The organism is Streptomyces sp. 1-11, assembly GCF_007176755.1.
Lineage (GTDB): Bacteria > Actinomycetota > Actinomycetes > Streptomycetales > Streptomycetaceae > Streptomyces.
This window is the reverse complement of sequence record NZ_BJTV01000006.1, coordinates 309031-334127: the sequence shown is the minus strand read 5'-3', so window position 1 is coordinate 334127 and position 25097 is coordinate 309031. Positions and strand designations below refer to the sequence as shown.

The window sequence follows — 25097 nt, the reverse complement described above, 5'->3', positions numbered from 1 at the left end:
CCGCATGCTCGAACCGACCGAACCCAACGAGGGTTCCGAACTGAACACGCCGAGCGACACGCTGCCCCCGCGCAGGCGTCGCCGTGCCGCTTCCCGCCCGGCGGGCCCGCCCACCGCGGCCGAGGCCCCCGCCGAGGTCACCGTGCCGGCCATACCGGCCGCGGAAGCGGATGAGATCGCCGAGGCGGAGGAAGAGGCGCAGGCCGGGACGGAGGCCGTCGAGGCACCCGCCGCGGCCGAGGAGCCCGCTGCCCCCGCCCGCCGCCGCCGGGCCACCCGCCGCGCCTCCGCGCCGGCCGGTGCGCCGGCCGCCGGGACCGCCGAGACGGTCGTACCGGCCGCCGAGACCACCGGGTCCGCCGAGCCGGCCCAGGCCGTGGAGGCCGCAGGGACCGCCGAGGAACCCGCACCGCCCCGTACCCGCCGTCGGGCTACCCGCCGCACGTCCGCGCCGGCCGGCGCCCCGGCCGAGGCGGAGGCCGTGGTGCCCGCCGCCGGCGCCGGGGAGACCGAGGCGAAGACCGAGGCCGTGGAGCCGGAGGCAGAGACCGAGGCCGCCGCCCCGGCCCGCCCGCGTCGCCGTGCCACCCGGCGCGCCTCCGCGCCCGCCGGCGCGCCGAAGGCCGGCGAGGCCGAGGCCACCGAGGTCACCGCGGTTCCCGAGGCCGCTCCGGCTGCCGTCGAGGCCGCCCCCGCCGCCGAGGCCCCCGCCGCGGCGGAGGAGACCGCGCCCGCCGGCCGTACCCGCCGCCGGGCGTCCCGCCGCGCCTCCGCGCCCGCCGGTGCCCCGGCGTCCGCCGAGGCCGCGGAGACCGCCGTACCGGCCGCCGCCGCGCCCGCCCCCGAGGCCCAGGCCCCGGTGGAGGAGCCCGCGACCGCCCCGGCCGCCGAAGCGGCCGGAAAGGCCGAAGGCGCCGACGAGGCCGCTCCCCGCCGTACCCGCCGCCGCGCCACCCGCGGTGCCGCCGCTCCCGCGGCCGAGGAGGCCCCCGCGGCCGCCGCCCGGCCCGCCGAGGAGGCCAAGGCCCCGCAGGCCCCCGCCGCCGAGGCCCCCGCCGCCGAGGAGGGCGCCGCCCCGCGTCGCCGCCGCCGGGTCGTCCGGCAGGCCGCGACCGGGTTCGCCGCGCCCGCGCAGTCCGAGGCCGACGAGGCGGGATCGCCGCGCCGTCCGGCCCGGCCCGCCGTGGCCGTGTTCCAGGCGCCGGTGTTCACCGAGCCGCAGTTCCAGACCCCGCAGCGGGCCGCCGCCCAGGCCGCGGCCGAGGCCGCCGGGGCGGAGGAGCCCGAGGAGGAGACGGAGGCGCACCCGGAGGAGCGTGCCGAGGCCGGTTCGCGCCGCCGCCGTCGCCGTGCCGCCGCCGAGGAGACGCGGCCCGCCGAGGCCGAGGAGCCGGAGGAGGCCGAGGAGTCCGCCGAGGACCTGGCCGACGGTGACGAGGGCGAGGAGGCCGAGGGCTCCGAGGACTCCGAGGAGGCCGGTTCGCGCCGCCGTCGCCGCCGGGGCGGCCGTCGCCGCCGCCGCGGTGACGCCGCCGACGGCGAGGCCGGCGAGGGCGCGGACGCCGAGTCCGACGAACTGGCCGCCGAGCAGGCCGCGCAGGACACCGAGGACACCGCCGAGCAGGAGGAGGAGGACGCCGAGGACGCGCGCGGCGAGGACTCCGGAGGCTCCAGCTCCAGCCGCCGCCGCCGGCGCCGCCGCCGCCGTGCCGGTGAGGGCGGCGGCGACGGCGAGGAGCCGTCCGACGACCCCGAGCGCACGGTCGTCAAGGTCCGCGAGCCCCGCAAGCCCGCCGAGCCGTCCGACGAGGTGCAGTCCATCAAGGGCTCGACCCGTCTGGAGGCCAAGAAGCAGCGCCGCCGCGAGGGCCGTGAGCAGGGCCGCCGCCGCGTCCCGATCATCACCGAGGCCGAGTTCCTGGCCCGGCGCGAGGCCGTCGAGCGCGTGATGGTCGTGCGCGAGCACGGCGAGCGCACCCAGATCGGCGTGCTCGAGGACGGCGTGCTGGTCGAGCACTACGTCAACAAGGAGCAGTCGACCTCGTACGTCGGCAACGTCTACCTGGGCAAGGTGCAGAACGTCCTGCCGTCGATGGAGGCCGCCTTCATCGACATCGGCAAGGGCCGCAACGCCGTCCTGTACGCCGGTGAGGTCAACTTCGGGGCGCTCGGCATGGCCAACGGGCCGCGCCGCATCGAAGCAGCCCTGAAGTCCGGCCAGTCCGTCCTCGTCCAGGTGACGAAGGACCCGATCGGCCACAAGGGCGCGCGTCTGACCAGCCAGGTCTCCCTGCCGGGCCGCTACCTCGTGTACGTGCCCGAGGGCTCGATGACCGGCATCAGCCGCAAGCTGCCCGACACCGAGCGGGCCCGGCTGAAGACCATCCTCAAGAAGATCGTCCCCGAGGACGCGGGCGTCATCGTGCGCACCGCCGCCGAGGGCGCGAGCGAGGACGAGCTGCGCCGTGACGTCGAGCGGCTGCAGGCGCAGTGGGAGGAGATCCAGAAGAAGGCCAAGAGCGGCAACGCCCCGACGCTGCTCTACGGCGAGCCGGACATGACCGTCCGGGTCGTCCGCGACATCTTCAACGAGGACTTCTCCAAGGTCGTCGTCAGCGGCGACGAGGCGTGGCAGACCATCCACGGCTACGTCTCGCACGTGGCGCCCGACCTGGCCGAGCGGCTGTCGAAGTGGACCAGCGAGGTCGACGTCTTCGCCACCTACCGGATCGACGAGCAGCTCGCCAAGGCGCTGGACCGCAAGGTCTGGCTGCCGAGCGGCGGTTCGCTGGTGATCGACCGGACCGAGGCGATGGTCGTCGTCGACGTCAACACCGGCAAGTTCACCGGCCAGGGCGGCAACCTCGAGGAGACGGTCACCAGGAACAACCTGGAGGCGGCCGAGGAGATCGTGCGTCAGCTCCGGCTGCGCGACCTCGGCGGCATCATCGTCATCGACTTCATCGACATGGTGCTGGAGTCCAACCGGGACCTGGTGCTGCGGCGCCTGCTGGAGTGCCTGGGCCGGGACCGGACCAAGCACCAGGTGGCCGAGGTGACCTCGCTCGGCCTGGTCCAGATGACCCGCAAGCGGGTCGGCCAGGGCCTGCTGGAGTCGTTCTCCGAGACCTGCGTCCACTGCAACGGCCGCGGTGTCATCGTCCACATGGAGCAGCCGGCCGCGGCCGGTGGCGGCGGCGGTGGCGGCAAGCGCAAGAAGCGCGGCCGGGGCGGAGACGCGCAGGAGCACGTGCACGAGACCGCCGCCGTGGCGGTGGAGGCCGGCGAGGACGTCGAGCCCGAGGTGGAGAGCGCCGTCGAGGTGGCGGCCGAGCTCGCCGAGCCCGTGGCGCTGCCCGCGCCGGACTTCGCGCCGGACGAGGAGCTCTACAGCAGCGTCGCCGAGGCGGAGGCGGCCGCCGGCCGCGGCCGTTCCCGTCGCCGCGCGAGCCGCCGGGCCTCCGCGCCCGCCGGTGCGCCGAAGGCGGAGAGGGCTCCGCGGGCCAGGGCCGCTCAGGCTCCGGAGGCCGAGGAGGCACCGGCCACGGAGACGGCCGTGGCCGCCGCCGCGCCGACCGCCCAGGACGTCACCGCCGAGGAGGCGGCGGCGCGCCCGGTGCAGCCCGAGGCCGCCGCCGAGGCGCTGGCCGAGCCGCAGGCCGCCGAGGACCAGGTGGTCCCGGAGCCGCAGCCCGAGGCCGCCGCCGAGGAGGCCGCGCCCAAGGGCCGTACGCGCCGCCGGGCGACCCGCAAGGTGTCGGCGCCCGCCGGTTCCCCCGCGGGAGCCGAGGCGGCCGTGGTGACGGTGTCCGAGACCGCTCCCGCCGCCCCGGTGGAGGAGCCCGCGGCCGAGGCCCCGGCTCCGGCCGCCGAGGCGGAGAGCGCGGCCCCGGCCCGCCCGCGCCGCCGTGCCGTGCGCAAGGCCACCGCGCCGACCGCGTCCGATGAGGCGGCCGTGGTGGTCGTCCCGTCGGCCGCGGCGGAGACGGCCCCGGCCGAGGCGCCCGAGGAGATCGCCGAGGAGGCGGCTCCGGCCAAGAAGGCGGCCCGCAAGACCGCCAAGAAGGCCACGGCGAAGAAGGCGGCCACCAAGAAGACCGCGGCCAAGAAGACGGCCGCCAAGAAGACGACGGCCAAGAAGGCGGCCAAGACCGCCAAGACGGCCGCCAAGAAGACGACGGCGAAGAAGACGGCGCCGTCCGTCTCGGCCGTCGCGGAGGACTGACCGGCCCCGGCGGGCCGTCATGCCGACGAGAGCGCGGGACACCGGGACCCGGTGTCCCGCGCTCTCGCTGTTGTTCCGTGCCGAAATGGCACGCTGTGCGCCCGTTGCGAGCGGTTCTGGTCAAGCCTGTGTATCGCTCGTACAAACCCTGTGGGAAAAGTCCGTTAACCGTGCTGCTAATGTGACGCCGTTCCAGCCGCCGGCCAACAGGACGCCGAGTCGCGCGTGTGCGCCGTCCGGGCCGTACGGCGGCTGACATCCCGCTGGGTCAGGTAGGGGGGCCCACGGTGGATGAGGGGATGCGGGCATCTGTGCCAGGCACCGGTCACCGTCCCCGGCCAAGCACGACGTGGTGCGTCCGAGAGGCCGCCGAATAAGAGGGGTGGGGATGTCGATGACCGATGTCCATGAGCCGATACCCGCTGCCAGTCCGGTGATCGACGAGGAGGAGATCGAGGCCGCGGTGCGGGTCCTGCGCAGCGGCCGCGTCGTGCAGGGGCCCGAAGTGGCCGCCTTCGAGACGGAGTTCTCGGAGCTGGTGGCCGGGCGGCACTGTGTCGCGGTGAACTCCGGCACGTCCGCGCTGCACCTGGCGCTGCTAGCTCTCGGCCTCGGCCCGGGTGACGAGGTCATCGTGCCGTCGTTCTCCTTCGCGGCATCGGCCAACGCGGTACGGCTCGTCGGCGCCGACGTGGTCTTCGCCGACATCGAGCCCGACAGCTTCTGCCTGGACCCGGCGGCCGTCGAGGCGGCCGTCACGCCTCGCACCGCGGCCGTCATGCCGGTGCACCTGTACGGCCACCCGGCCGCCATGGACCGGATCATGTCCATCGCGGAGCGCCACGGCCTGGCCGTCGTGGAGGACGCCTGCCAGGCCCACGCCGCCGCACTGCACGGCACCCCGGTGGGCGCCTTCGGCGCCGCCGGAACGTTCAGCTTCTACCCCACCAAGAACATGCACAGCCTCGAGGGCGGCATGGTCAGCACCGCCGACGCGGACATCGCCCGCACACTCCGCCTGCTGCGGAACCAGGGCATGGAGCAGCGGTACGCCAACGAGATCGTCGGCGCCAACATGCGCATGACGGACGTCGCCGCGGCGGTCGGCCGGGTGCAGCGCGCCAAACTCGCGGGCTGGACCGAGCGGCGCATCGCCAACGCCGCGTACCTCAGCGAGCACATCACCGCGCCGAACGTGGTGACGCCGAGCACCGCGCAGGGTGCGCGGCACGTCTTCCACCAGTACACGGTGCGCGTCCGCGGCGACCGCGACGCCTTCATGGCGGGCCTGAGCGAGTCCGGTATCGGCAACGCGGTGTACTACCCGACCCCGATCCACCGGCTCAGGCCGTACTGGGAGCCGGACCAGAAGGCCGGCCGCACATGGGAGCTGCCGGAGACGGAGCGCGCCGCCGCCGAGGTGGTCTCGCTGCCGGTCCACCCGAACCTGTCGGCGCACGACCTGGAGCGCATCGTCTCCACCGTCAACGGTCTGGGGGAGCAGTCGTGACCGCGCGGCCGCTGCGGGCCGGACTCGTCGGCCTCGGTTCCATGGGGCGCCATCACGCACGGATCCTGTCCGGGCTCGACGGCGTCGACTTCGTCGGCGTGGTCGACCCGATGGGCGACAAGTACGGCGCCGCGCCGAACGTGCCCGTCCTCAGCACGGTCGACGAACTGGTCGACCTGGGCGTCGACTACGTCGTCGTCGCCTGTCCCACGGGGCTGCACGAGGAGGTCGGCCTGCGGCTGGCCGAGGCGGACGTGTGCGCGCTGATCGAGAAGCCGCTCGCCGAGACCGTGGCCGGCGCCCGCCGCCTCGTCGACGCCTTCGAGTCCCGCGGGCTGGTGGCCGGCGTCGGCCACATCGAACGCTGCAATCCGGCGCTGCGCTCGCTGCGGGCCCGCCTGGAGGCCGGCGAACTCGGCGACGTGTACCAGGTGGTCACCCGCCGCCAGGGCCCGTTCCCGCACCGCATAGCGGACGTCGGCGTGGTCAAGGACCTGGCCACCCACGACATCGACCTCACCGGCTGGGTGACCGGGCGCGCCTACGCCTCGATCTCCGCGCACACCGTCAGCAAGAGCGGCCGGGAACACGAGGACATGGTGTCCGCCGTGGGCAGGCTCGACGACGGCACCATGGTCAACCACCTGGTCAACTGGCTGAGCCCGCTCAAGGAGCGCTTCACCTCGGTCACCGGCGAGCGCGGCTGCTTCATCGCCGACACCCTCACCGCGGACCTGACGTTCCACTCCAACGCCGCCGTGGCGACGGAGTGGGAGGCGCTCCAGGCGTTCCGGGGCGTCGCCGAGGGCGACATGATCCGCTATGCCATCCCCAAACGAGAGCCCCTCCTCGTCGAACACGAACTGTTCCGCGACGCCGTGCTCGGCGAGCCCGCCGACATCTGCACCCTGCGCCAGGGCATGCGCACGGTGGAGGTCGCGGCGGCGGTGCTGGAATCGGCGAGGACCAAGCGCAGTGTTTCCCTTGAGCCGGAGGAACTGGCCACTCATGTCAGCTGAGAACCCCGCGCCCCGCACCCGGGCGACGCGAGGCCGGATCGTCATGCTCGTCGACAACGCGGTCAACGGCGACTCGCGCGTGCAGAAGGAGGCCCGGTCGGCCGCCGAGGCCGGCTGGGACGTGGTCCTGCTGGGCAAGGCCAAGGGCAAGAAGGGGCAGACCTGGCAGATCGGCGACGCCGAGGTACGCCTGCTGCCCGTGCCCGGACCGCTCTTCCGCCGCCGGCACGAGTACCGCCGTGCCGTGCTCCGGTCGCCCCTGGCCTACCGCCCCGGCCCGCTGGCCGCCTACCGCCGGCAGAAGGTCAAGGCGCGCCGCGCCGACCTCAACGTACGGCTGATCCTCGCCCGGCGGGAGGGATCGCCGCTGGCCCGGCTGGCGCTGGCGGTGCCCCGGATCGCCGCCCGGTTCCTGTCCTCCTGGGTGGAACTGCGCTACCGCAGGACCAAGGCGCTCGAAGAGCGGCGCAAGGCCATGACCTCGCCCCTGGACCGTTTCACGACGGCGTTCTGGCGCCGCACGATGGGCGACCGCAGCTGGCGCAGGCTCGACCCCCACCTGTGGGACTACGAGCTGGCGTACGCCAGGGTCGTCGACGACCTCGAACCCGACCTCATCCACGCCAACGACTTCCGCATGCTCGGCGTCGGCGCCCGTGCCGCGCTGCGCGCCCGGGCCAAGGGGCGGGACGTCAAGCTCGTCTGGGACGCCCACGAGTTCCTGCCGGGCATCAAGCCCTGGAACCCGCACCCGCGCTGGCACGTCGCCCAGTGCGCGCACGAACGGGAGTACGCCCGGCACGCCGACGCGGTGACGACGGTGTCGGACACCCTCGCGGGAATGCTCACCGAGCGGCACCACCTGGCCGAGCGCCCCACGGTCGTGCTCAACGCCCCGGACGCGCAGGTCTCCCCGGAGCAGGCCGCCGAGCCCGTCCCTGACCTGCGTGAGCTGTGCGAAATCGGGACGGACACCCCGCTCGCCGTGTACAGCGGTGCCGCCGCCCCGCAGCGCGGCCTGGACATCATGGTCGAGTCCCTGCCGCGGCTGCCGGAGCTGCACGTCGCCTTCGTCGTGCCCAACACCACGTCCGACTACATGCGGACGCTGCGGGCGCGGGCGGAGGAGCTGGAGGTCGGCGAGCGGCTGCACATCCTGCCGTACGTCCCGCACTACCAGGTGGTGCGGTTCCTGTCGGCGGCGGACCTCGGGGTCATCCCGATCCACCACTGGCCGAACCACGAGATAGCGCTCATCACCAAGTTCTTCGAGTACTCCCACGCCCGGCTGCCCCTGGTCGTCAGCGATGTCAAGACCATGAGCGAGACGGTCGAGCGGACCGGTCAGGGAGAGGTGTTCCGGGCGGAGGACCTGGAGGACTTCGTCCGCGCGGTGAAGTCGGTGCTCGGCGACGCCGGACGCTACCGCGGCGCCTACGACGCGCCGGGACTCCTCGACCAGTGGACCTGGGAGGCCCAGGCGGACCGGCTGGACGAGGTCTACACCCGTCTGCTGCCGGGCGGCGGCACCCGCCGGGCCGCCCTCCGGGCGACGGAGGAGGCCGGAGCATGAGTGGGACACCCGACGTCAGCGTCGTCGTCGCCGTGTACAACACCATGCCGTACCTGACCGAGTGCCTGGAGTCGCTGGTCGGCCAGAGCATCGGCCGCGACCGGCTGGAGATCGTCGCCGTGGACGACGGGTCCACCGACGACAGCGGCCGGGAACTCGACCGCTTCGCGGAGCGCTACCCCGGCACCGTCAAGGTGATCCACCAGGCCAACTCCGGCGGGCCGGCCGCCCCCAGCAACCGGGCGCTGGACGTGGCCACCGGCCGGTACGTCTACTTCGTCGGCTCCGACGACCACCTCGGCCCGCAGGCCCTGGAGCGCATGGTGGCGTGCGCCGACGAGCAGGGGTCGGACGTCGTCGTCGGCAAGATGGTGGGCACGAACGGCCGGTACGTGCACCAGGCGCTCTACAAGAAGAACGACCCGGACGTCCGTCTCGTCGGCTCCGCGCTGCCGTGGACCCTCGCCAACACCAAGCTGTTCCGGCGGGAACTGGTCGAACGGCACAAGATGCGCTTTCCCGAGCACCTGCCGGTGGGCAGCGACCAGCCGTTCACCATCGAGGCGTGCGTGCGCGCCCGCAAGATCTCGGTGGTCGCCGACTACACCTGCTACTACGCGGTGAAGCGCGGCGACGCCGGCAACATCACCTACCGAGCCGACCACCTGGCGCGGCTGCGGTGCACGGCGGAGATCATGGACTTCACCGCCGGGCTCCTCGAGCCCGGCCCCGAACGCGACGCCGTCCTCCGCCGGCACTTCACCTGGGAGCTGGCCAAGCTCGTCCAGCACGACTTCCCCGCCCTGGACCGGCCGCTGCAGCGAGAGATCTGCGAGGGCATCGCGCGGCTCGCGGACGCCTACTTCACGGACGGCATCCGTGACGCCATGGACGTGAAGCGCCGGGTGCGGATCTGCCTGGCCCGGGCCGGCGCCATCGAGGAGCTGTGCGAGGCGATCACCTCCGAGAAGGCGAACGGGGCACCCCCGTTCGTCGTCGAGGGCGAACGCGCCTACGCCCGCTACCCGGGTTTCCGCGACCCGCGGATCGGCCTGGCCGACCGGTGCTTCGAGCTGGTCAAGGAGGCGGTGCCCGGCCGGCTGGCCAAGGGCACCGAACTCCTCGCCTCCGGGTGGGAGCAGGAGGGCGACCGGATCAGCTACACCGCCTCCGTCCGGGTGCCCGTGCTCGGTGACGTGGACGGCGCGGTGCTGCGGCTCGTCCAGGGCGCCATGCCGGCCACCGCCGACAAGGCGGGCGCCAGGAAGCTGGCTGCCGGTACCGGCCTGCCGGAGCCCCGGGGAACGTTCACGACGGCGCTCGCGGACGACGGTGACGCCACCGTGCTGCACGCCCGGGTGCCCCTGGAGGGGCGCACCGCCAAGCTGGGCGTCCGCGTGTACCTGGACGTCGCGGGATCGACCTACGAGATCCCCGTGCGCGGCAAGGGCAAGCCCATGCCGCTGGCCCGCCAGTGGGGCGCCTACGAGGACCCGTACCGGGTGTCCGCCCTCGTGAACCCCAAGGGGCGTGTGGTGATCGACACGGCCCCGATGTTCTCGCCGAAGCGGTCCCTGCCCTCCCGGCTGAGGGCCGCACTCGTCCGCGGTTCCAAGAGGAAGTAGTAGCGACCGTCCATGAACATCTGTGTAGTAGCGCTCGGCAAGATCGGCCTCCCGCTGGCCGTGCAGTTCGCCGCCAAGGGCCACCGGGTCGTCGGCGCGGACGTCAACCCGAAGGTCGTCGAGCTGGTCAACGCCGGTACCGAGCCCTTCCCGGGTGAGCACGACCTCGACGTGAGGCTCAAGCAGGCCGTCGACGCCGGACTGCTGAGCGCCACGACGGACACCGCGGCCGCGGTCGCCGGGGCCGAGGCGGTCGTCGTGGTCGTCCCGCTGTTCGTCGACGCCGACGGAGTGCCCGACTTCGGCTGGATGGACGCCGCCACCAAGGCGATCGCCGAGGGGCTCAGGCCAGGCACGCTCGTCTCGTACGAGACCACGCTGCCGGTCGGCACCACCCGGACCCGGTGGGCGCCGATGCTGGCCGAGGGCTCGGGGCTGGTCCCGGGTGAGGACTTCCACCTGGTCTTCTCACCGGAACGGGTCCTCACCGGCCGGGTCTTCGCCGACCTGCGCCGCTACCCGAAACTGGTCGGCGGCATCGACGCGGCCTCCACCGCCCGCGGTGTCGAGTTCTACGAGGCCGTCCTGGACTTCGACGCCCGCGACGACCTGCCCCGGCCGAACGGCGTGTGGGACCTGGGCACCGCGGAGGCCTCCGAGCTGGCCAAGCTCGCCGAGACCACCTACCGCGACGTCAACATCGGCCTGGCCAACCAGTTCGCGCGCTTCGCCGACAGCAACGGCATCGACGTCAAGAAGGTCATCGAGGCCTGCAACTCGCAGCCGTACAGCCACATCCACCAGCCGGGCATCGCGGTCGGGGGCCACTGCATCCCGATCTACCCGCGCATGTACCTGTGGAACGACCCGCAGGCGACCGTCGTGCGCTCCGCGCGCGAGGCGAACGCCGCGATGCCCGAGTACGCGGTGGACCTGCTCGCGGCGGCCTACGGCGACCTGACCGGGGCGGGCGTCCTCGTCCTCGGCGCGGCCTACCGGGGCGGCGTGAAGGAGACCGCGTTCTCGGGCGTCTTCCCGACCGTGGAGGCGCTCAGGTCGCGCGGCGCCGTCCCCTACGTCTCCGACCCGATGTACACGGCGGAGGAACTGGCGGAGCTCGGCCTCACCCCGCACCGCGGCGAAAAGGTCACCGCGGCCGTCCTGCAGGCCGATCACGCCGAGTATCGTGAGCTGGCCCCCGCCGACCTCCCGGACGTGAAGGTCCTGGTCGACGGGCGGCGGACGACCGACCCGGAGGCCTGGAAGGGCGTCCGCCGGGTGGTCATCGGCGGCTGAACCGGCCGCCCGCAGTCACGACGCGGCCCTGCCACCCGGCAGGGCCGCCCCCACCGCGCAGGACTTCACTTGGACACAGCCCGTACCGTTCCCCCCGCCCCGGCCGCGGCCCGGGCCGCCCGGGGCGCGGGGCGCCGGCGGGCCGCCCTGCCGCTGCTGGTCTGCGCGCTCTACGCGGTCCTCCAGCTGGTGGCGGGGCCGCAGTTCACGCTCTTCCCCGACTCGTACCGCTACGCACGGGCGACGGAGCGCTATCTGGGCGCCCCGCCCGCGGAGGCGCACCGTACGGCGCTGGCCGCCTACTGCGCGAGCCGGGCGGACCGCACCGCCCACGACCGCCGGCTCCAACCGACGGTCCGGCAGAGCGAGGACGCGATCAGGGCGGCCGCGGAGCGCGCCTGCCTCGACCGGTGGGCCGACGCCCCGGACATCACCACCGGCGACCCGCGCTACCAGGCCATCTTCGCCGGCCGTCCCGGCTACCCCCTGCTCGCGGCGCCCTTCGTCGCGGCCTTCGGGGTGCTGCGCGGCATGCAGGTGCTGGGCGTGCTCACCGCGGCGGCGGGCTCGCTGCTCGTCCTCGCTCTGCTGCGCTCGGCGGGGCTGACCCGGCGGGCCGCCCTCGTCGGCCAGGTGACCTTCCTGGCCACCCCGCTCGGCTGGTGGAGCGCCCAGGCGCTGTCCGAGGGGCTGTTCACACTCTGCACGCTCGGGACGCTGTGGGGAGGACTGCTGCTGTCCCGGCGGTGGTCGGCGGCGGGGGCGTCGCTCACCGCCGTCTCGTACGGCGTCGCGGCGGTCACCCGCTATTCGTCGGCCCTGGTGCTCGCCGCCCTGCTGTCCGCCGTCACGGTGGGCGCCCTGTGCCTGCGCGGACGGGCCCGGCACCGGGGCACCGCCGCGTTCGCCGTGCTGTCCGCGGCGGCGGCGGGCGGCGTGGCCGTGGCGATGCGTACGCTCGGTCTGCCGTCCTCGCAGGACACGCTGCAGGACACCTTCACCCATCACTTCGAGGCGCCTGACGTCCCCGACCCCTGGGGGTCGCTCGCCGGCCTCGCGGAGCGGTTCTGGGCGGACTGGTCCGCGCAGCAGGCCGCACTGCCGTACTTCCTGCTCCTCACGGCCCTGGCGGCGTGGGCGCTCGCCCGGTACGGGGGCGGGCTCGGCCGGCTCGCCCTCGCGATCGGCGTCACCGGGGCCCTCCAGGTCACCGCCCATCCGCTGACCACCGAGGCCGCCCGGCTCGGCTGCCTGATGTGGATGCCGGTCGTGCTGGGGCTGCCGCTCGTCGTCGACCGCCACTGGTCCGCGCGTCCGGTGCGGCAGCCGGCGCGAGGGCGCGGCGATGCGCCGGACTCCCCTTGAGAAGATGTCGAAGAGCCGCCCGCCCGGCGGCCACAGGAAGGTGCAAAAGTGAGCTACACCGTCAAGCCCACCGCCCAGGTCGACGAGTCCGCCGAGCTGGGTGACGGGACCACCGTGTGGGAACTCGCGCAGATCCGCGAGAACGCCCGCCTGGGGTCGGGATGCGTGATCGGCCGGGGCGCCTACGTCGGCACGGGCGTCCGGATCGGCGACAACGTCAAGCTGCAGAACTACGCCCTGGTGTACGAGCCCGCCGAACTGGGCGACGGGGTCTTCGTCGGTCCCGCCGTCGTGCTCACCAACGACCACTACCCCCGGTCGGTCGACCCCGAGGGCAAGCTCAAGCGCGGCGGCGACTGGGAGGCCGTCGGCGTCAAGGTGGCCGAGGGCGCCTCGCTCGGCGCCCGCTCCGTGTGTGTCGCCCCGGTCCGTGTCGGCCGCTGGGCGCTGGTCGCGGCGGGCGCCGTCGTCACCCGGGACGTACCCGACTTCGCGCTGGTGGCGGGTGTCCCCGCCCGCCGGATCGGATGGGTCGGACGGGCCGGCGTGAAGCTGGTCGAGCGGCAGGGCGAGCCGGGCGTGTGGGAGTGCCCGCAGACCGGTGCCCGGTACGCCGAGCGCCCGGCCGACGGCGCCGGGGAGACCACCGAACTGGTGGAACTGCCCGCCTGACGCGCCCCGGCGAACCACCCGGTTTGACCCCTTCGGCCGTGCCCCGTAACCTTGACCGTCGGCGTGTCGAGTGGCACGCCACATCCCCGTAAACCTCTTCCTCCCGGGTGCCTCGGCGGCCGGGAGAGGCTGACCGTGTTCATGCCCGGGCGGCTGGACTGCGGGGGTGCCGTTCCCGAGCGAGAGAGTGAGATCCGCGTGTACGCCATCGTGCGCAGCGGTGGTCGCCAGCACAAGGTTGCTGTCGGCGACATCGTTGAGGTTGACAAGATTTCCACCGCCAAGGTTGGCGACACGGTCGAGCTCTCGACCCTGCTCGTTGTCGACGGCGACGCTGTGACCAGCGACCCGTGGGTGCTGGCCGGCATCAAGGTCCAGGCCGAGGTCGTGGACCACCACAAGGGCCAGAAGATCGACATTCTGCGCTACAAGAACAAGACGGGCTACCGCCGTCGCCAGGGCCACCGCCAGCAGTACACGGCGATCAAGGTCACTGAGATCCCCACGGCTGCGAAGTAAGGGACTGAGGAGAAATGGCACACAAGAAGGGCGCATCGTCCACCCGGAACGGTCGCGACTCCAATGCCCAGCGGCTCGGCGTGAAGCGCTTCGGCGGTCAGGTCGTCAACGCTGGTGAGATCCTGGTCCGCCAGCGCGGCACCCACTTCCACCCGGGCGCCGGCGTCGGCCGTGGCGGCGACGACACGCTGTTCGCGCTGCAGCCCGGTGCGGTGGAGTTCGGTACCCACCGTGGCCGCAAGGTCGTGAACGTCGTTCCGGTCGCCTGACCCGAGCGTTCCGTTCGAACCTTTCGCGAGGCGGACCTCACTTCCCGGTCGGGAAGGCGGGTCCGCCTTTCGCGTGTTACGCAAGAGACATCACCGTAGTTCTGGAGGCATGAACCATGACCACCTTCGTGGACCGCGTCGAGCTGCATGTCGCCGCGGGTAACGGGGGCCACGGCTGTGCCTCCGTCCACCGTGAGAAGTTCAAGCCGCTCGGCGGCCCGGACGGCGGCAACGGCGGCCGTGGCGGCGACGTGATCCTGACCGTCGACCAGTCGGTCACCACGCTGCTCGACTACCACCACTCCCCGCACCGCAAGGCCACCAACGGCAAGCCCGGCGAGGGCGGCAACCGCTCCGGCAAGGACGGCCAGGACCTGGTCCTGCCCGTGCCGGACGGCACCGTCGTCCTGGACCGGGCCGGCAACGTGCTCGCCGACCTGGTCGGCCACGGCACCTCGTACGTCGCCGCACAGGGCGGCCGGGGCGGCCTCGGCAACGCGGCGCTGGCCTCCGCCCGCCGCAAGGCGCCCGGCTTCGCGCTGCTCGGCGAGCCGGGGGACCTGCAGGACGTCGTCCTGGAGCTGAAGACGGTCGCCGACGTGGCCCTGGTGGGCTACCCGAGCGCCGGCAAGTCCTCGCTGATCTCGGTGCTCAGCGCGGCCAAGCCGAAGATCGCCGACTACCCGTTCACCACCCTGGTGCCCAACCTCGGTGTCGTCACGGCCGGTTCGACCGTCTACACCATCGCCGACGTGCCGGGCCTGATCCCCGGCGCCAGCCAGGGCAGGGGCCTGGGCCTTGAGTTCCTGCGCCACGTGGAGCGCTGCAGCGTGCTGGTGCACGTGCTGGACACCGCCACCCTGGAGTCCGACCGCGACCCGGTCTCCGACCTCGACATCATCGAGGAGGAGCTGCGCCAGTACGGCGGCCTGGACAACCGGCCTCGGATCGTCGTCCTGAACAAGGTCGACGTGCCGGACGGCAAGGACCTCGCCGAGATGGTCCGCCCCGACCTGGAGCAGCGCGGCTACCGCGTCTTCGAGGTGTCGGCGGTGGCCCACATCGGGCTGCGCGAGCTGACCTTCGCCCTCGGCGAGCTGGTCGGGAACGCGCGGGCCGCCAGGCCGAAGGAGGAGGCGACCCGGATCGTCATCCGGCCGAAGGCCGTGGACGACGCGGGCTTCACGGTCACCCGCGAGGAGATCGGCGGCGAGCCGCTGTTCCGGGTGCGCGGCGAGAAGCCGGAGCGCTGGGTGCGGCAGACCGACTTCAACAACGACGAGGCCGTCGGTTACCTCGCCGACCGGCTGAACCGCCTCGGCGTAGAGGACCAGCTGATGAAGGCGGGCGCCCGGACCGGCGACGGCGTGGCCATCGGCCCCGAGGACAACGCGGTCGTCTTCGACTGGGAGCCGACCACCATGGCGGGCGCGGAGATGCTGGGCCGGCGCGGCGAGGACCACCGCTTCGACGTGGCCCGGCCGGCCGCCCAGCGGCGGCGCGACAAGCAGGCCGAGCGGGACGAGGCGCTGCGCGAGTACGACGAGTTCGACCCGTTCGAGTAGGACCGGGCCGGGTGCGGCGGATCCGCCGCACCCGGGTGAGCCGAACCGCGCGACCCGGAAGGGACACCGATCCCTTCCGGGTCGCGCGCTTTCCCGCTCCGCTCCGCCCTGCCTCGGGTACCCGGGCGCCCGGTCCGGTCCGCCTCGCCTCGGCCCGCTCCGCCCCGCCTCGGCCCGTCCCGGCCCGCTTCCGGTACCCGGGCGCCCGGTCCGGTCCGCCTCGCCCTGGCCTCCGGTCCCCGGGCGCCCGGTCCGCCTGCCCAACAGCCCCAATCGACACGGTTCCTGACGCTTCGTAACCCCTCGCGCCCCGGCCGCGTTCTCGGTGTGGTCCCGGCTCCGCGACGGGTTTCCTGTTGTCCGCCTTCTTGTCACGCACACGCGAGCCGCCGTTCGGCGGCCGGGCCGCCCGGCCGTGGGAGCTTCCGAGGGTCCGCGAGTGAAGCCCGAAAGGCCCGTGTGGCAAGGGAGTCAGCGAATGACCGGAGCAGCACCGCACCGCGACCGACGCCGCTTTCTGACCGCGGGTGCCGCCGTCCTCGGCGCCGCGGCCTCCGCCCGGCTCTGGCTGCCTGACACCGCCCGCGCCGCCGGCGCCCCGCTCCCCGACGGCCTGTTCACCCTCGGCGTCGCCTCCGGAGACCCGCTGCCCGACGGCGTCGTGCTGTGGACCCGGCTCGCCCCCGACCCGCTGAACGGCGGCGGGATGCCGGACACCACCGTCCCGGTGGAGTGGGAACTCGCCGAGGACGAGCGGTTCCGCCGGACCGTCCGCCGGGGCACCGCCCAGGCCCGGCCCGAGCTGGGGCACAGCGTGCACGTGGACGTACGGTGGCTGCGCCCGGACCGCCGGTACTGGTACCGCTTCCGCGCGGGCGGGCAGCTCTCGCCCACCGGCCGGACCCGAACCGCCCCCCACCCGCGTCGGCGGGACGGCTCCCTGCGCGTCGCGCTCGCCTCCTGCCAGAACTGGCAGCACGGCTACTTCACGCCGTACGCCGACATGCTCGCCCAGGACCCGGACGTCGTCCTCTTCGTCGGCGACTACATCTACGAGTCGACGCCGTCCGCGACGGCCGTGCGGCGGCACGAGGGCACCGGGGAGCCGTACACCCTCGTCGAGTACCGCAACCGGTACGCCCAGTACCGCACCGACCCCGGCCTCGCCGCGATGCACGCCCACGCCCCCTGGGTGGTCACCTTCGACGACCACGAGGTCGACAACGACTTCGCCGGCGAGATCCCGCAGGACCCCGGCAAGCAGTCGCACGACGCGTTCACGGCCCGCCTGACCGCCGCCTACCAGGCCTACTACGAGCACATGCCGGTCCGCGCCACCGCCGTCCCGGACGGCCCGCACATCCGGATGCACCGCAGGCTGGACTTCGGCCGCCTCGCCCGGCTCAACGTGCTGGACACCCGGCAGTTCCGCGACGACCAGGCCACGAGCCAGGCCGACGCCGAGAACCCCTCGCTCACCATGCTCGGCGCCGCGCAGAAGCGGTGGCTGCTCGACGGGCTGCACGGCTCGCCGGCCCAGTGGAACCTCGTCGCCTCGCAGATCATGATGGCCGAGACCGACCTGCGGCCCGGCAAGGGCAAGCTCTGGTACTACGACGCCTGGGACGGCTACCAGGCCGAACGCAACGCCCTGCTGGCGGAGTTCGCCGGGGTCCGCAACCCGGTGGTGCTCAGCGGCGACCGGCACCTGACGATGATCAGCGACCTCAAAAAGGACTTCGCCGACCCCGCCTCCGCCGTCGTCGGCGCGGAGTTCGTCGGCGCCTCCGTCTCCAGCGGCGGCGACCAGGACCAGGCCGCGTTCCACGCCCAGTGGGACCCGCTGAGAGCGGACAACCCGCACTGGAAGGTGATCGACGCCCACCGCGGCTACCACCTCTTCGACATCCGCCGCGACCGCATCGACGCCCGCGTGCGGGTCGTCGACACGGTCCTGGCGCCGAAGTCGGGCGCGCGGACCCTGGCGCGGCTGCGGGTGGAGGCGGGCGAGCCCGGCGTGCGGACCGTGTGACACGGACCACGAGTCCGGCGTGCGGACCCTGTGACACGGCCCGCCCGGGGGTGCCGGTCCGGGCGGGCGGGGCCGGGACCCATCCGGGTCCCGGGCTCCCTTCGACGCGCTGCTCGGACCGCCGGAGAATCTCCTGCGGCCGGTTCCGGACACCGCGAATCGATCCCTTACCCTGGCCGAGACCGAAATGCCGCGGAACCTTGATGTCGAATTCCGTGGCAATGGGCCGTCCGACGAGCTGTATTCGCGGCTGATCCGCAACGGCGCCGTCATGCATATGAAGAACACGTGCAGCCCGACGCCGGCGGACGTGAGGATCGCCACCCCCCGCCGGGCGGCCGAGGCGGCGGCCGGGATCGGCGCCGCGGCGGCGCAGCGGATCGGCGCACCCGGCGTCCGGGTCCTCGGCCACCGCTGCCCTAAACGGCCGGGGCGCCGCTGAACACCGGCGCCGGACGGGCCCGTGAGCTACCTGTGGACTTACTCACAGCAATTCCACAGAGGTTCACAGCGGCGTCGCCCAATGACCGGGGGCGGCAGGTGAATGACAGGTGGCGCGCACATATGCATGGGACGTCACTCACCTTGCACAGCGGTTACCCGAAGTGGGACCATTTCGAACGTTCCCTGTCGCCCCAAGGTAGGTCAGCCTGTGTCACAGCACATAGCCAAGCCCCGAACCACCGCAGTCGTCCTGGCCGGTGGCACCGGCCAGCGGGTGGGTCTGTCGATCCCCAAGCAGCTGCTGAAGATCGCCGGCAAGGCCGTCATCGAGCACACGCTGACCACTTTCGAGAAGGCCGACTCGATCGACGACATCATCGTGCTGATGGCGCCGGGTTATGTGCCGGACGTCGAGAAGATCGTGGCCAAGGCCGGCTTCACCAAGGTGAAGAAGGTCATCGAGGGCGGCTCGACCCGCAACGAGACCACCGAGCGCGCGATTTCCGCCCTCGGCGAGGGCCTGGCCGAGGGCGAGGACCTCAACGTCCTCTTCCACGACGCCGTGCGCCCCCTGCTCTCGCAGCGCGTCATCGACGACTGCGTGACCGCGCTGGAGCGCTTCCAGGCCGTGGACGTGGCCATCCCGTCCGCGGACACCATCATCGTCACGCGCACGCACGGCGAGGACGGCGAGTTCATCACCGAGATCCCGGACCGCTCCCGGCTGCGCCGCGGCCAGACCCCGCAGGCCTTCAAGCTGTCCACGATCCGCCGCGCCTACGAGGTCGCCTCCGGCGACCCCAACTTCCAGGCCACGGACGACTGCTCCGTCGTGCTCAAGTACCTGCCGGACGTGCCGATCCACGTCGTGGCGGGTGACGAGTACAACATGAAGGTGACCCAGCCGGTCGACGTCTTCATCGCCGACAAGCTGTTCCAGCTCGCCTCGACGGCCGCCCCGGAGCAGAAGGGCGAGGAGGCCTACCGCGACCTGCTGACCGGCAAGACGGTCGTCATCTTCGGCGGCTCCTACGGCATCGGCAAGGACATCGCCGAACTCGCCGAGTCCTACGGCGCCTCCGTCTACGCGCTGGGCCGCTCCACCACCGGCACCCACGTGGAGAACCCGGAGGAGGTCGACGACGCGCTGTCCAAGGCGTACGCGGAGACCGGCCGGATCGACTACGTGGTCAACACCGCGGGCGTGCTGCGCATCGGCAGGCTCGCCGAGACCGACAACGCCACCATCGAGGAGGCGCTGAAGGTCAACTACCTGGCCCCGGTGCAGATCGCGCGCTCCTCGTACAAGTACCTGTCGGAGACCAAGGGCCAGCTGCTGCTCTACACCTCCAGCAGCTACACCCGCGGCCGCGCCGAGTACAGCCTCTACTCCTCCACCAAGGCCGCCATGGTGAACCTCACCCAGGCGCTGTCCGACGAGTGGGCCTCCGAGGGCATCCGCGTCAACTGCATCAACCCCGAGCGCACCGCCACCCCGATGCGCACCAAGGCGTTCGGCCAGGAGCCGGCCGGCTCGCTGCTCTCCTCCGAGGCCGTGGCCCGCACCTCCCTGGACGTGCTGCTCTCGGAGCTCACCGGTCACGTCATCGACGTCCGCCAGCAGGACCCGACCGCGGGCGCCGCCAAGGCCTCCGGTTTCGAGCAGGCTCTGGCCACGGTGCTGGACCGTCAGGACGGCGTGTAATAATCGCGGTAAATAGCTTTTGGGAATTCAGGCCTCTGTGCTCGCTCATTCACTGGGCGTTTGCAGAGGCCTGAGTCCGTACCCCTCAAAAACCAGGTACAGCCCGCGAATCATCGCTCAATTCCGGCAATACCGAACAAAACCGGCACTCCCCCCTCCCAGAGCAGGTTTCTCCGTGATATCCACCGCTATTCGCGTCGCCCGGGTGGGCAGCGCGGCCGAGCTGGCCGCGGCGGCCCTCATGATGCTGGGCTTCCCCTGCCTCATGCTGGCCGCGCTCATCCCCAGCGTTTACGCCTTCGTGGTCGCGGCCGCCGTGACGTACCTGGCGGACCACTTTCTGCACCGCAAGGGCAGCTATCTGATCAACCGCCTGAGCAAGGTCCGGGCCGGTCTGTCGATCCGGTTCCTGATCCGGCAGCTGCTGCTCATCCTGCTGCTGGCCCGGATGTCCCTCGGGGACAACCTGGTCTTCTTCACCGCGGTCGCCTGCTTCATCGCCTTCTACGGCCTGCAGGCCCCCCACGGCGCCCTCGTGACGCTGATCCGCAACCGCCGCCGGATGCCGGTCGCCACCCGCAACGTCGACCTGAAGTCCCGCGTCCGCATCCCGGACGCCCCGCCGCGCCGCCTGCTGGACCGCTCCGCGGAGAAGATGCTCCACCTCGACCTGTTCGCGGTCGCCGGGCTCCTGGTCTCCGCCACGCTGGACGACGCCTTCGTCGGCTTCATCGGCGTCGGCGTCACCCTGGTCCTCGGCTGCCTGTACGTCGCGGTGCTGCTGCCGTACGTGCGCGGCCGGCGGACACCGCCGAAGGCCGAGGTCGTGCTGGCCGCCCTGGACGACTGGCTGAGCGCCTACCGGCCGGAGACGGTCCTGTACTTCTCCGGCTCCAAGGACTCCGCGTACCAGGTCAACATGTGGCTGGAGACGATGGAGCAGCTGGACACCCGGCCGCTGATCATCCTCCGCGAGCGCGTCATCCTGAACAGCCTCGCCCCCACCACCGTCCCCGTCATCTGCGTGCCCGGAGGGGTGCACCTGATGAACATGGACCTCACGACGGTGCGCGTCGCGCTCTACGCGGCCAACGTCGGCAAGAACATCCACCTGCTGCGCGTGCCCACCATGAAGCACGTCTTCATCGGCCACGGGGACAGCGACAAGCTGGCCAGCGTCAACCCGTACAGCAAGGTGTACGACGAGGTGTGGACCGCCGGCCGGGCCGGCCGCGACCGCTACGCCATCGCCGACGTCGGCGTCCGCGACGAGGACATCGTCGAGGTGGGCCGCCCGCAGCTCGCGCCGATCACCACCTGGCGGGGCGTGCCCGAGGGCCGCATCCCGACCGTGCTGTACGCCCCCACCTGGGAGGGCTGGGACGGCAACCCGGGCAACACCTCGATCGTGCTGGCCGGCGAGAACATCGTGAAGAAGCTGGTCAAGGCCGACCCGCCGGTGCGCGTGCTGTACAAGCCGCACCCCTTCACGGGAACCGTCAGCTCCCGGGCCGGCGCCGCCCACCGGCGCATCACCGCCCTGGTCGAGAAGGCCGCCGCCGAGCGCGCCGCCGACTCCCGCTTCAGCGCCGACACCGCCGCGCAGGAGCGGGCCCGGGGCGAGCTGACCCGCATCGAGGCCCGCCTGGCCGAGCTGGCCGGTGTCACCGGTGACAACGTCGACGAGGCCGAGGCCACCCGGGACGGGATCGTGGACGTCAGGCGGCACGAGGAGATCGCCCGGCTGCGCGCCGAGTGGAACGACGCCTACTGGCGTTCCTTCCCGGAGTACGAGCACAAGGTCATCAGCGGCGCCGAGCCGCGCCTGTACGACTGCTTCAACGTCTCCGACGCGATGGTCTCCGACATCTCCTCGGTGGTCTCCGACTTCATCGCGAGCGGCAAGCCGTACGCCGTCACGGACTCCGGCGAGCTGGGCGCGGAGGAGTTCAGGCGGCACAACACGGCCGTGCGGGCCGCGACGATCCTGTCCAACAGCGCGGCCGAGCTGGGCGGCCTGCTGGACGCGGTCCGCGACCCGTCCGCCGACCCCCTGGCCGGGGACCGCAAGGAGCTCAAGCGGTACCTGCTGGGCCCGGACGAGCCGAAGTCCATCGACCAGTTCAACACCGCGGTCGCGGACCTCGCCCGTAAGGCCGACATCCGCAACGTCGGCCAGGAGTCGCGGGTCGGCGCGGCCAACGTCGACCCCGCCGAGGCGGCCGAGCTGACCACCGCACTGCCGGCCCAGCGGAACGCCTCCGCCGGTGACACGGACGGCGTGAACGCGGTCTGACGGCTCCACGGCCAAGGGCCGGCCCCCGGATCACTCCGGGGGCCGGCCCTTTTTCACGTCTCCTTACCGACCCCCTGCCACACCGATGAGCGGCTCTTACCGGGCGTGCGTACTTTCGGTTGCGGCCGTTCCACTCCGTGTGGCGTGGCTCACTCATTACTCGATGTCAGGCAACCGCCTTGGACGGGAACCCGTCTTACTCGTTGCTAATGATGCGATTCGGGGGAAAAGTCCCACGAACAAGGGAGAGCCGTGACCGTCGTGACGCAGCCTGATGTGACCGTCGTCATCGGGGCGTACGAAGCGATGCCCTACCTGGTCGACTGCCTGGCGTCGGTCGAGGCGCAGACCATCGGACCGGCGCGCATGGAGGTCATCGCGGTCGACGACGGCTCGACGGACGGCACGGGGGAGTACCTGGAGCAGTTCGCGGCCCGCGCCGGGATGCCGGTGACCGTCGTCCGCCAGGAGAACTCCGGCAGCCCCAGCGGCCCGCGCAACGTCGGCCTCGGCAAGGCGGCCGGACGCTACGTCTTCTTCCTCGACGCCGACGACCGGCTCGGCGCCGAAGCGCTGGAACGCATGGTCGCCATGGCCGACCGCAACGGCACCGACGTCGTGCTCGGCCGGGTCGAGGGCGTCAACCGCACCCCGCCGAAGTCCATGTTCGGCCGGACCCTCGAACGGACCGACGTCTTCTCCTCCAACATCAAGTTCACGCTGAGCGCGCAGAAGCTGTTCCGCCGCGCGCTGCTGGAGCGGCACGGCATGCGGTTCGACGAGTCGCTGTGGACCGGCGAGGACGCGCTCTTCACCCTGGAGGCCTACCTGCGGGCGGACGGCGTCTCCGTGCTCGCCGACTACACCTGCTACTACCTGGTGGGCCGCGAGGACGGCAAGCACGTGACGAAGACCGGCGGCTACACGCTGCGCTTCGACTCCGCGCGCGCCCTGATGAAGCTCATCGCCGACATGGTCCCGGCCGGCGCCCGGCGCGACGAACTGATGGTCCGGCCCTTCCTCATCACCCTGCTGCCGCAGTTCGGGCCCAGGTTCCTCAAGGACGACGAGGCGGTCCGCCAGGACAAGCTCGAACTGGCCCGGCCGCTGATGGAGGCCTACTGGACCCCGGGGGTGGCCCGCCGGCTGAAGGTCCACGAGCGGCTGCGGCTGCACCTGGTGGCCGAACAGCGCACCGAGCCGCTGCTGGAGGTGGTCGAGTTCATACGGTCCGGAAAGCAGGCCGCGGCCCTGCTGGAGCGGCGCGGCACCCGTGTGTACCTCGCCTACCCGTACTTCCGGTCCGAGGGGGCCGGCGTCCCCGACGCCGTCTACCTCGCCGGACCCAAGGAGGCCCGCGCCTTCCCCGGATACCGCGAGCCGGCCGCCCACTCCCTCCCGCGCCGGGCACTGCGCAGGATCAGGCGGCTGCTGCCGAGCGCCCGGATCGGCGCGGCGGCGGCCTGAGACCGGCCGGCGCCGCGCCGGGCCCGCGCTACTTGCCCGGGTGCAGAGCCCGGCCGACCACGCGGCGGGCGCGCCGGTAGACGGAGGCCGCGGGCGCGGGGACGGTGTCCTTGACCCGCTTGGCCCGTGCCACCTCCCGCCGCAGCCGCTCGTTGTCCTTGGACAGCTCGCCGACCTGGGTGTGCAGCCAGCCGAACCGGGTGGTGAGCGACGTGAGGTCCGTGTCGTTCCACGGGCGCACGCCCGGCGGGAACGACAGCGACCGCATCCGCTTGTCGAAGGCGGCGCCGCCGTCGCCGTGCGTGAAGGTGTTCTGCAGCCCGTTCTTGTCCAGGAAGGCGGTGAACCGGTCGAACCGCTCCGCGTGGTTGCCGACGAGACCGCTGAAATCGGCCTGCTCGTACAGCCGGGCCGGGTCCGTCGCCTCCAGGTCCTTGCCGACCTTCTCCAGCAACTGGTGCGGGATCTCGAAGTAGCGGCACAGCTCCAGCGTGCGCGAGTCCCCGCACAGCACCGTCGCGGGCGTCCCGGCGAGCAGTGCCGCGATGTTGCCGTGGATGCGGGAGCCGAAGGAGAAGTCGAAGGGGCGCAGCTCGTCGATCCAGGTGATCGGGTCGACGTACACCCGCACCTTGTCCTCCCGGTACATCGGGTGGTCAGGGTGCGTGGGCATCGCGGTCACCCGGGAGGCGACCGGGTCGGACAGATCGCGCCAGTGCAGCTGCCGGGCGTCGCTGAGGTTCTGCCCGATGAAACGCAGATTGGGGTAGCGCTCGTGGGTGCGGCTGATGACCCGGCCCAGCCCCTGCTTGCCCACCGCGCTGTGCGAGCCGTTGATCGCGATGCGCGACTCGGCCGTCAGACCGTCGGTCTTCTTGCGCACGTCGAGTTCACGGCCGTGCATGAACAGGGACGGGCAGCCGATGACCTCGATGTCCTTGAAGCCCATGTCCCGCAGGTACTGCTCGGTGAACTCGCCGCGCACGCCGATCGAGGCGCTGCGCTCCAGCACCGCCGAGCAGAAGTCGCGCACGGTCGGCTCGATTCGCTTCAGCCGGGCCGCGTCGTAGCCCACGCCGGTCTGCGCGCCGACGCCGAGCACCACCACGGGGATGCGCAGCTTGGAGATCAGCCGGGTCAGCCGCTGCAGGGCGACCTCGAAGGACGGGCGGAAGGCGTTGGCGAGCGGCACCACGAACGCGTCGTACTCCGCGTTGATGCGCGCCGCAGCGGCCACCTCGGTACGTCCGCCGTTCGAGAACACCTCGGTGTCCGGTGTCTCGAGGATCTTGTGGGCGGCGTCCTGGAAGATCAGGTTGCCGGAGTTGGTGGCGATGACGTCCTGGTGGAGGGCCTGCTCCACGGAGAAGACGTCATACGGACTCTTGCCCGACCGGAGGAGGATGCGCTTGGGATGGCGAACGGTAGATGACACGACAGTCAATTAAAGTTGGTGAAGCGTTTAATTTCTATAGGCAATGGGTACAACCTTTTTGCCGTACGCGATACGTGAGC

The 25097-nt window shown here is 72.4% G+C and carries 17 protein-coding genes; 16 read left to right on the top strand and 1 reads right to left on the bottom strand.

All coding sequences use genetic code 11. The features are described from left to right. Window positions 1–4 precede the first annotated feature (4 nt). The 16 genes from TNCT1_RS15685 to TNCT1_RS15610 all read left to right on the top strand — a co-directional run bounded on the left by TNCT1_RS15685 (window position 5) and on the right by TNCT1_RS15610 (window position 23582). The gene (locus TNCT1_RS15685) at window positions 5–4225 is read left to right on the top strand and encodes an Rne/Rng family ribonuclease (RefSeq protein ID WP_174266311.1); all 4221 of its coding nucleotides are present in this window, start codon (window positions 5–7) and stop codon (window positions 4223–4225) included. A 394-nt stretch (window positions 4226–4619) separates the two neighbouring features. Next, the gene (locus TNCT1_RS15680) at window positions 4620–5735 is read left to right on the top strand and encodes a DegT/DnrJ/EryC1/StrS aminotransferase family protein (RefSeq protein WP_143632267.1); all 1116 of its coding nucleotides are present in this window, start codon (window positions 4620–4622) and stop codon (window positions 5733–5735) included. Then, entirely contained in the window at window positions 5732–6754 is a 1023-nt protein-coding gene (locus tag TNCT1_RS15675) for a Gfo/Idh/MocA family protein (protein ID WP_143632265.1), read from the top strand. Before TNCT1_RS15680 ends, TNCT1_RS15675 begins: the two co-directional genes overlap by 4 nt. Then, the gene (locus TNCT1_RS15670; RefSeq protein WP_235902604.1) at window positions 6744–8327 is read left to right on the top strand and encodes a glycosyltransferase family 4 protein; all 1584 of its coding nucleotides are present in this window, start codon (window positions 6744–6746) and stop codon (window positions 8325–8327) included. The genes TNCT1_RS15675 and TNCT1_RS15670 overlap by 11 nt, the downstream gene beginning before the upstream one ends. Further along, window positions 8324–9952 carry a glycosyltransferase gene (locus TNCT1_RS15665; protein WP_143632263.1) on the top strand — a complete coding sequence of 543 codons (1629 nt, stop codon included), beginning with the start codon at window positions 8324–8326 and terminating at the stop codon, window positions 9950–9952. Before TNCT1_RS15670 ends, TNCT1_RS15665 begins: the two co-directional genes overlap by 4 nt. 12 nt (window positions 9953–9964) lie before the next feature. Continuing rightward, a complete protein-coding gene (locus tag TNCT1_RS15660) occupies window positions 9965–11248 on the top strand; it encodes a nucleotide sugar dehydrogenase (protein ID WP_143632260.1) in 1284 nt (427 codons plus the stop codon). 69 nt (window positions 11249–11317) lie between these two features. Next, complete coding sequence (locus TNCT1_RS35550) at window positions 11318–12613, top strand: hypothetical protein (protein WP_160160399.1); 1296 nt, start codon at window positions 11318–11320, stop codon at window positions 12611–12613. Window positions 12614–12661: 48 nt separating this feature from the next. Further along, the gene (locus tag TNCT1_RS15650; RefSeq protein WP_143632255.1) at window positions 12662–13285 is read left to right on the top strand and encodes an acyltransferase; all 624 of its coding nucleotides are present in this window, start codon (window positions 12662–12664) and stop codon (window positions 13283–13285) included. Between the two features lie 198 nt (window positions 13286–13483). Then, window positions 13484–13804: a 50S ribosomal protein L21 gene (gene rplU / locus TNCT1_RS15645; RefSeq protein WP_003990208.1), complete on the top strand. Its 321-nt coding sequence runs from the start codon at window positions 13484–13486 to the stop codon at window positions 13802–13804. A 14-nt stretch (window positions 13805–13818) separates the two neighbouring features. Beyond that, a complete protein-coding gene (gene rpmA / locus TNCT1_RS15640) occupies window positions 13819–14073 on the top strand; it encodes a 50S ribosomal protein L27 (RefSeq protein ID WP_018846648.1) in 255 nt (84 codons plus the stop codon). Window positions 14074–14189: 116 nt separating this feature from the next. Next, the gene (gene obgE / locus TNCT1_RS15635; RefSeq protein WP_143632252.1) at window positions 14190–15638 is read left to right on the top strand and encodes a GTPase ObgE; all 1449 of its coding nucleotides are present in this window, start codon (window positions 14190–14192) and stop codon (window positions 15636–15638) included. A gap of 478 nt (window positions 15639–16116) precedes the next feature. Continuing rightward, window positions 16117–17670: an alkaline phosphatase gene (locus TNCT1_RS15630; RefSeq protein ID WP_143632249.1), complete on the top strand. Its 1554-nt coding sequence runs from the start codon at window positions 16117–16119 to the stop codon at window positions 17668–17670. A 187-nt stretch (window positions 17671–17857) separates the two neighbouring features. Then, window positions 17858–18112, top strand: coding sequence for a hypothetical protein (locus TNCT1_RS15625; protein WP_308789280.1), 255 nt, complete (start codon window positions 17858–17860; stop codon window positions 18110–18112). Window positions 18113–18322: 210 nt separating this feature from the next. Then, window positions 18323–19819 (top strand): bifunctional cytidylyltransferase/SDR family oxidoreductase, encoded by a 1497-nt coding sequence (locus TNCT1_RS15620; RefSeq protein WP_143632247.1) that lies wholly within the window; start codon window positions 18323–18325, stop codon window positions 19817–19819. Window positions 19820–19994: 175 nt separating this feature from the next. Next, window positions 19995–22115, top strand: coding sequence for a CDP-glycerol glycerophosphotransferase family protein (locus TNCT1_RS15615; RefSeq protein WP_235902602.1), 2121 nt, complete (start codon window positions 19995–19997; stop codon window positions 22113–22115). Window positions 22116–22376: 261 nt separating this feature from the next. Then, the gene (locus TNCT1_RS15610; RefSeq protein WP_268894172.1) at window positions 22377–23582 is read left to right on the top strand and encodes a glycosyltransferase; all 1206 of its coding nucleotides are present in this window, start codon (window positions 22377–22379) and stop codon (window positions 23580–23582) included. A gap of 28 nt (window positions 23583–23610) precedes the next feature. Here TNCT1_RS15610 and TNCT1_RS15605 read toward each other — a convergent pair whose 3' ends face one another. Beyond that, complete coding sequence (locus tag TNCT1_RS15605; protein WP_143632244.1) at window positions 23611–25017, bottom strand: polysaccharide pyruvyl transferase family protein; 1407 nt, start codon at window positions 25015–25017, stop codon at window positions 23611–23613. Between the last annotated feature and the right edge of the window lie 80 nt (window positions 25018–25097).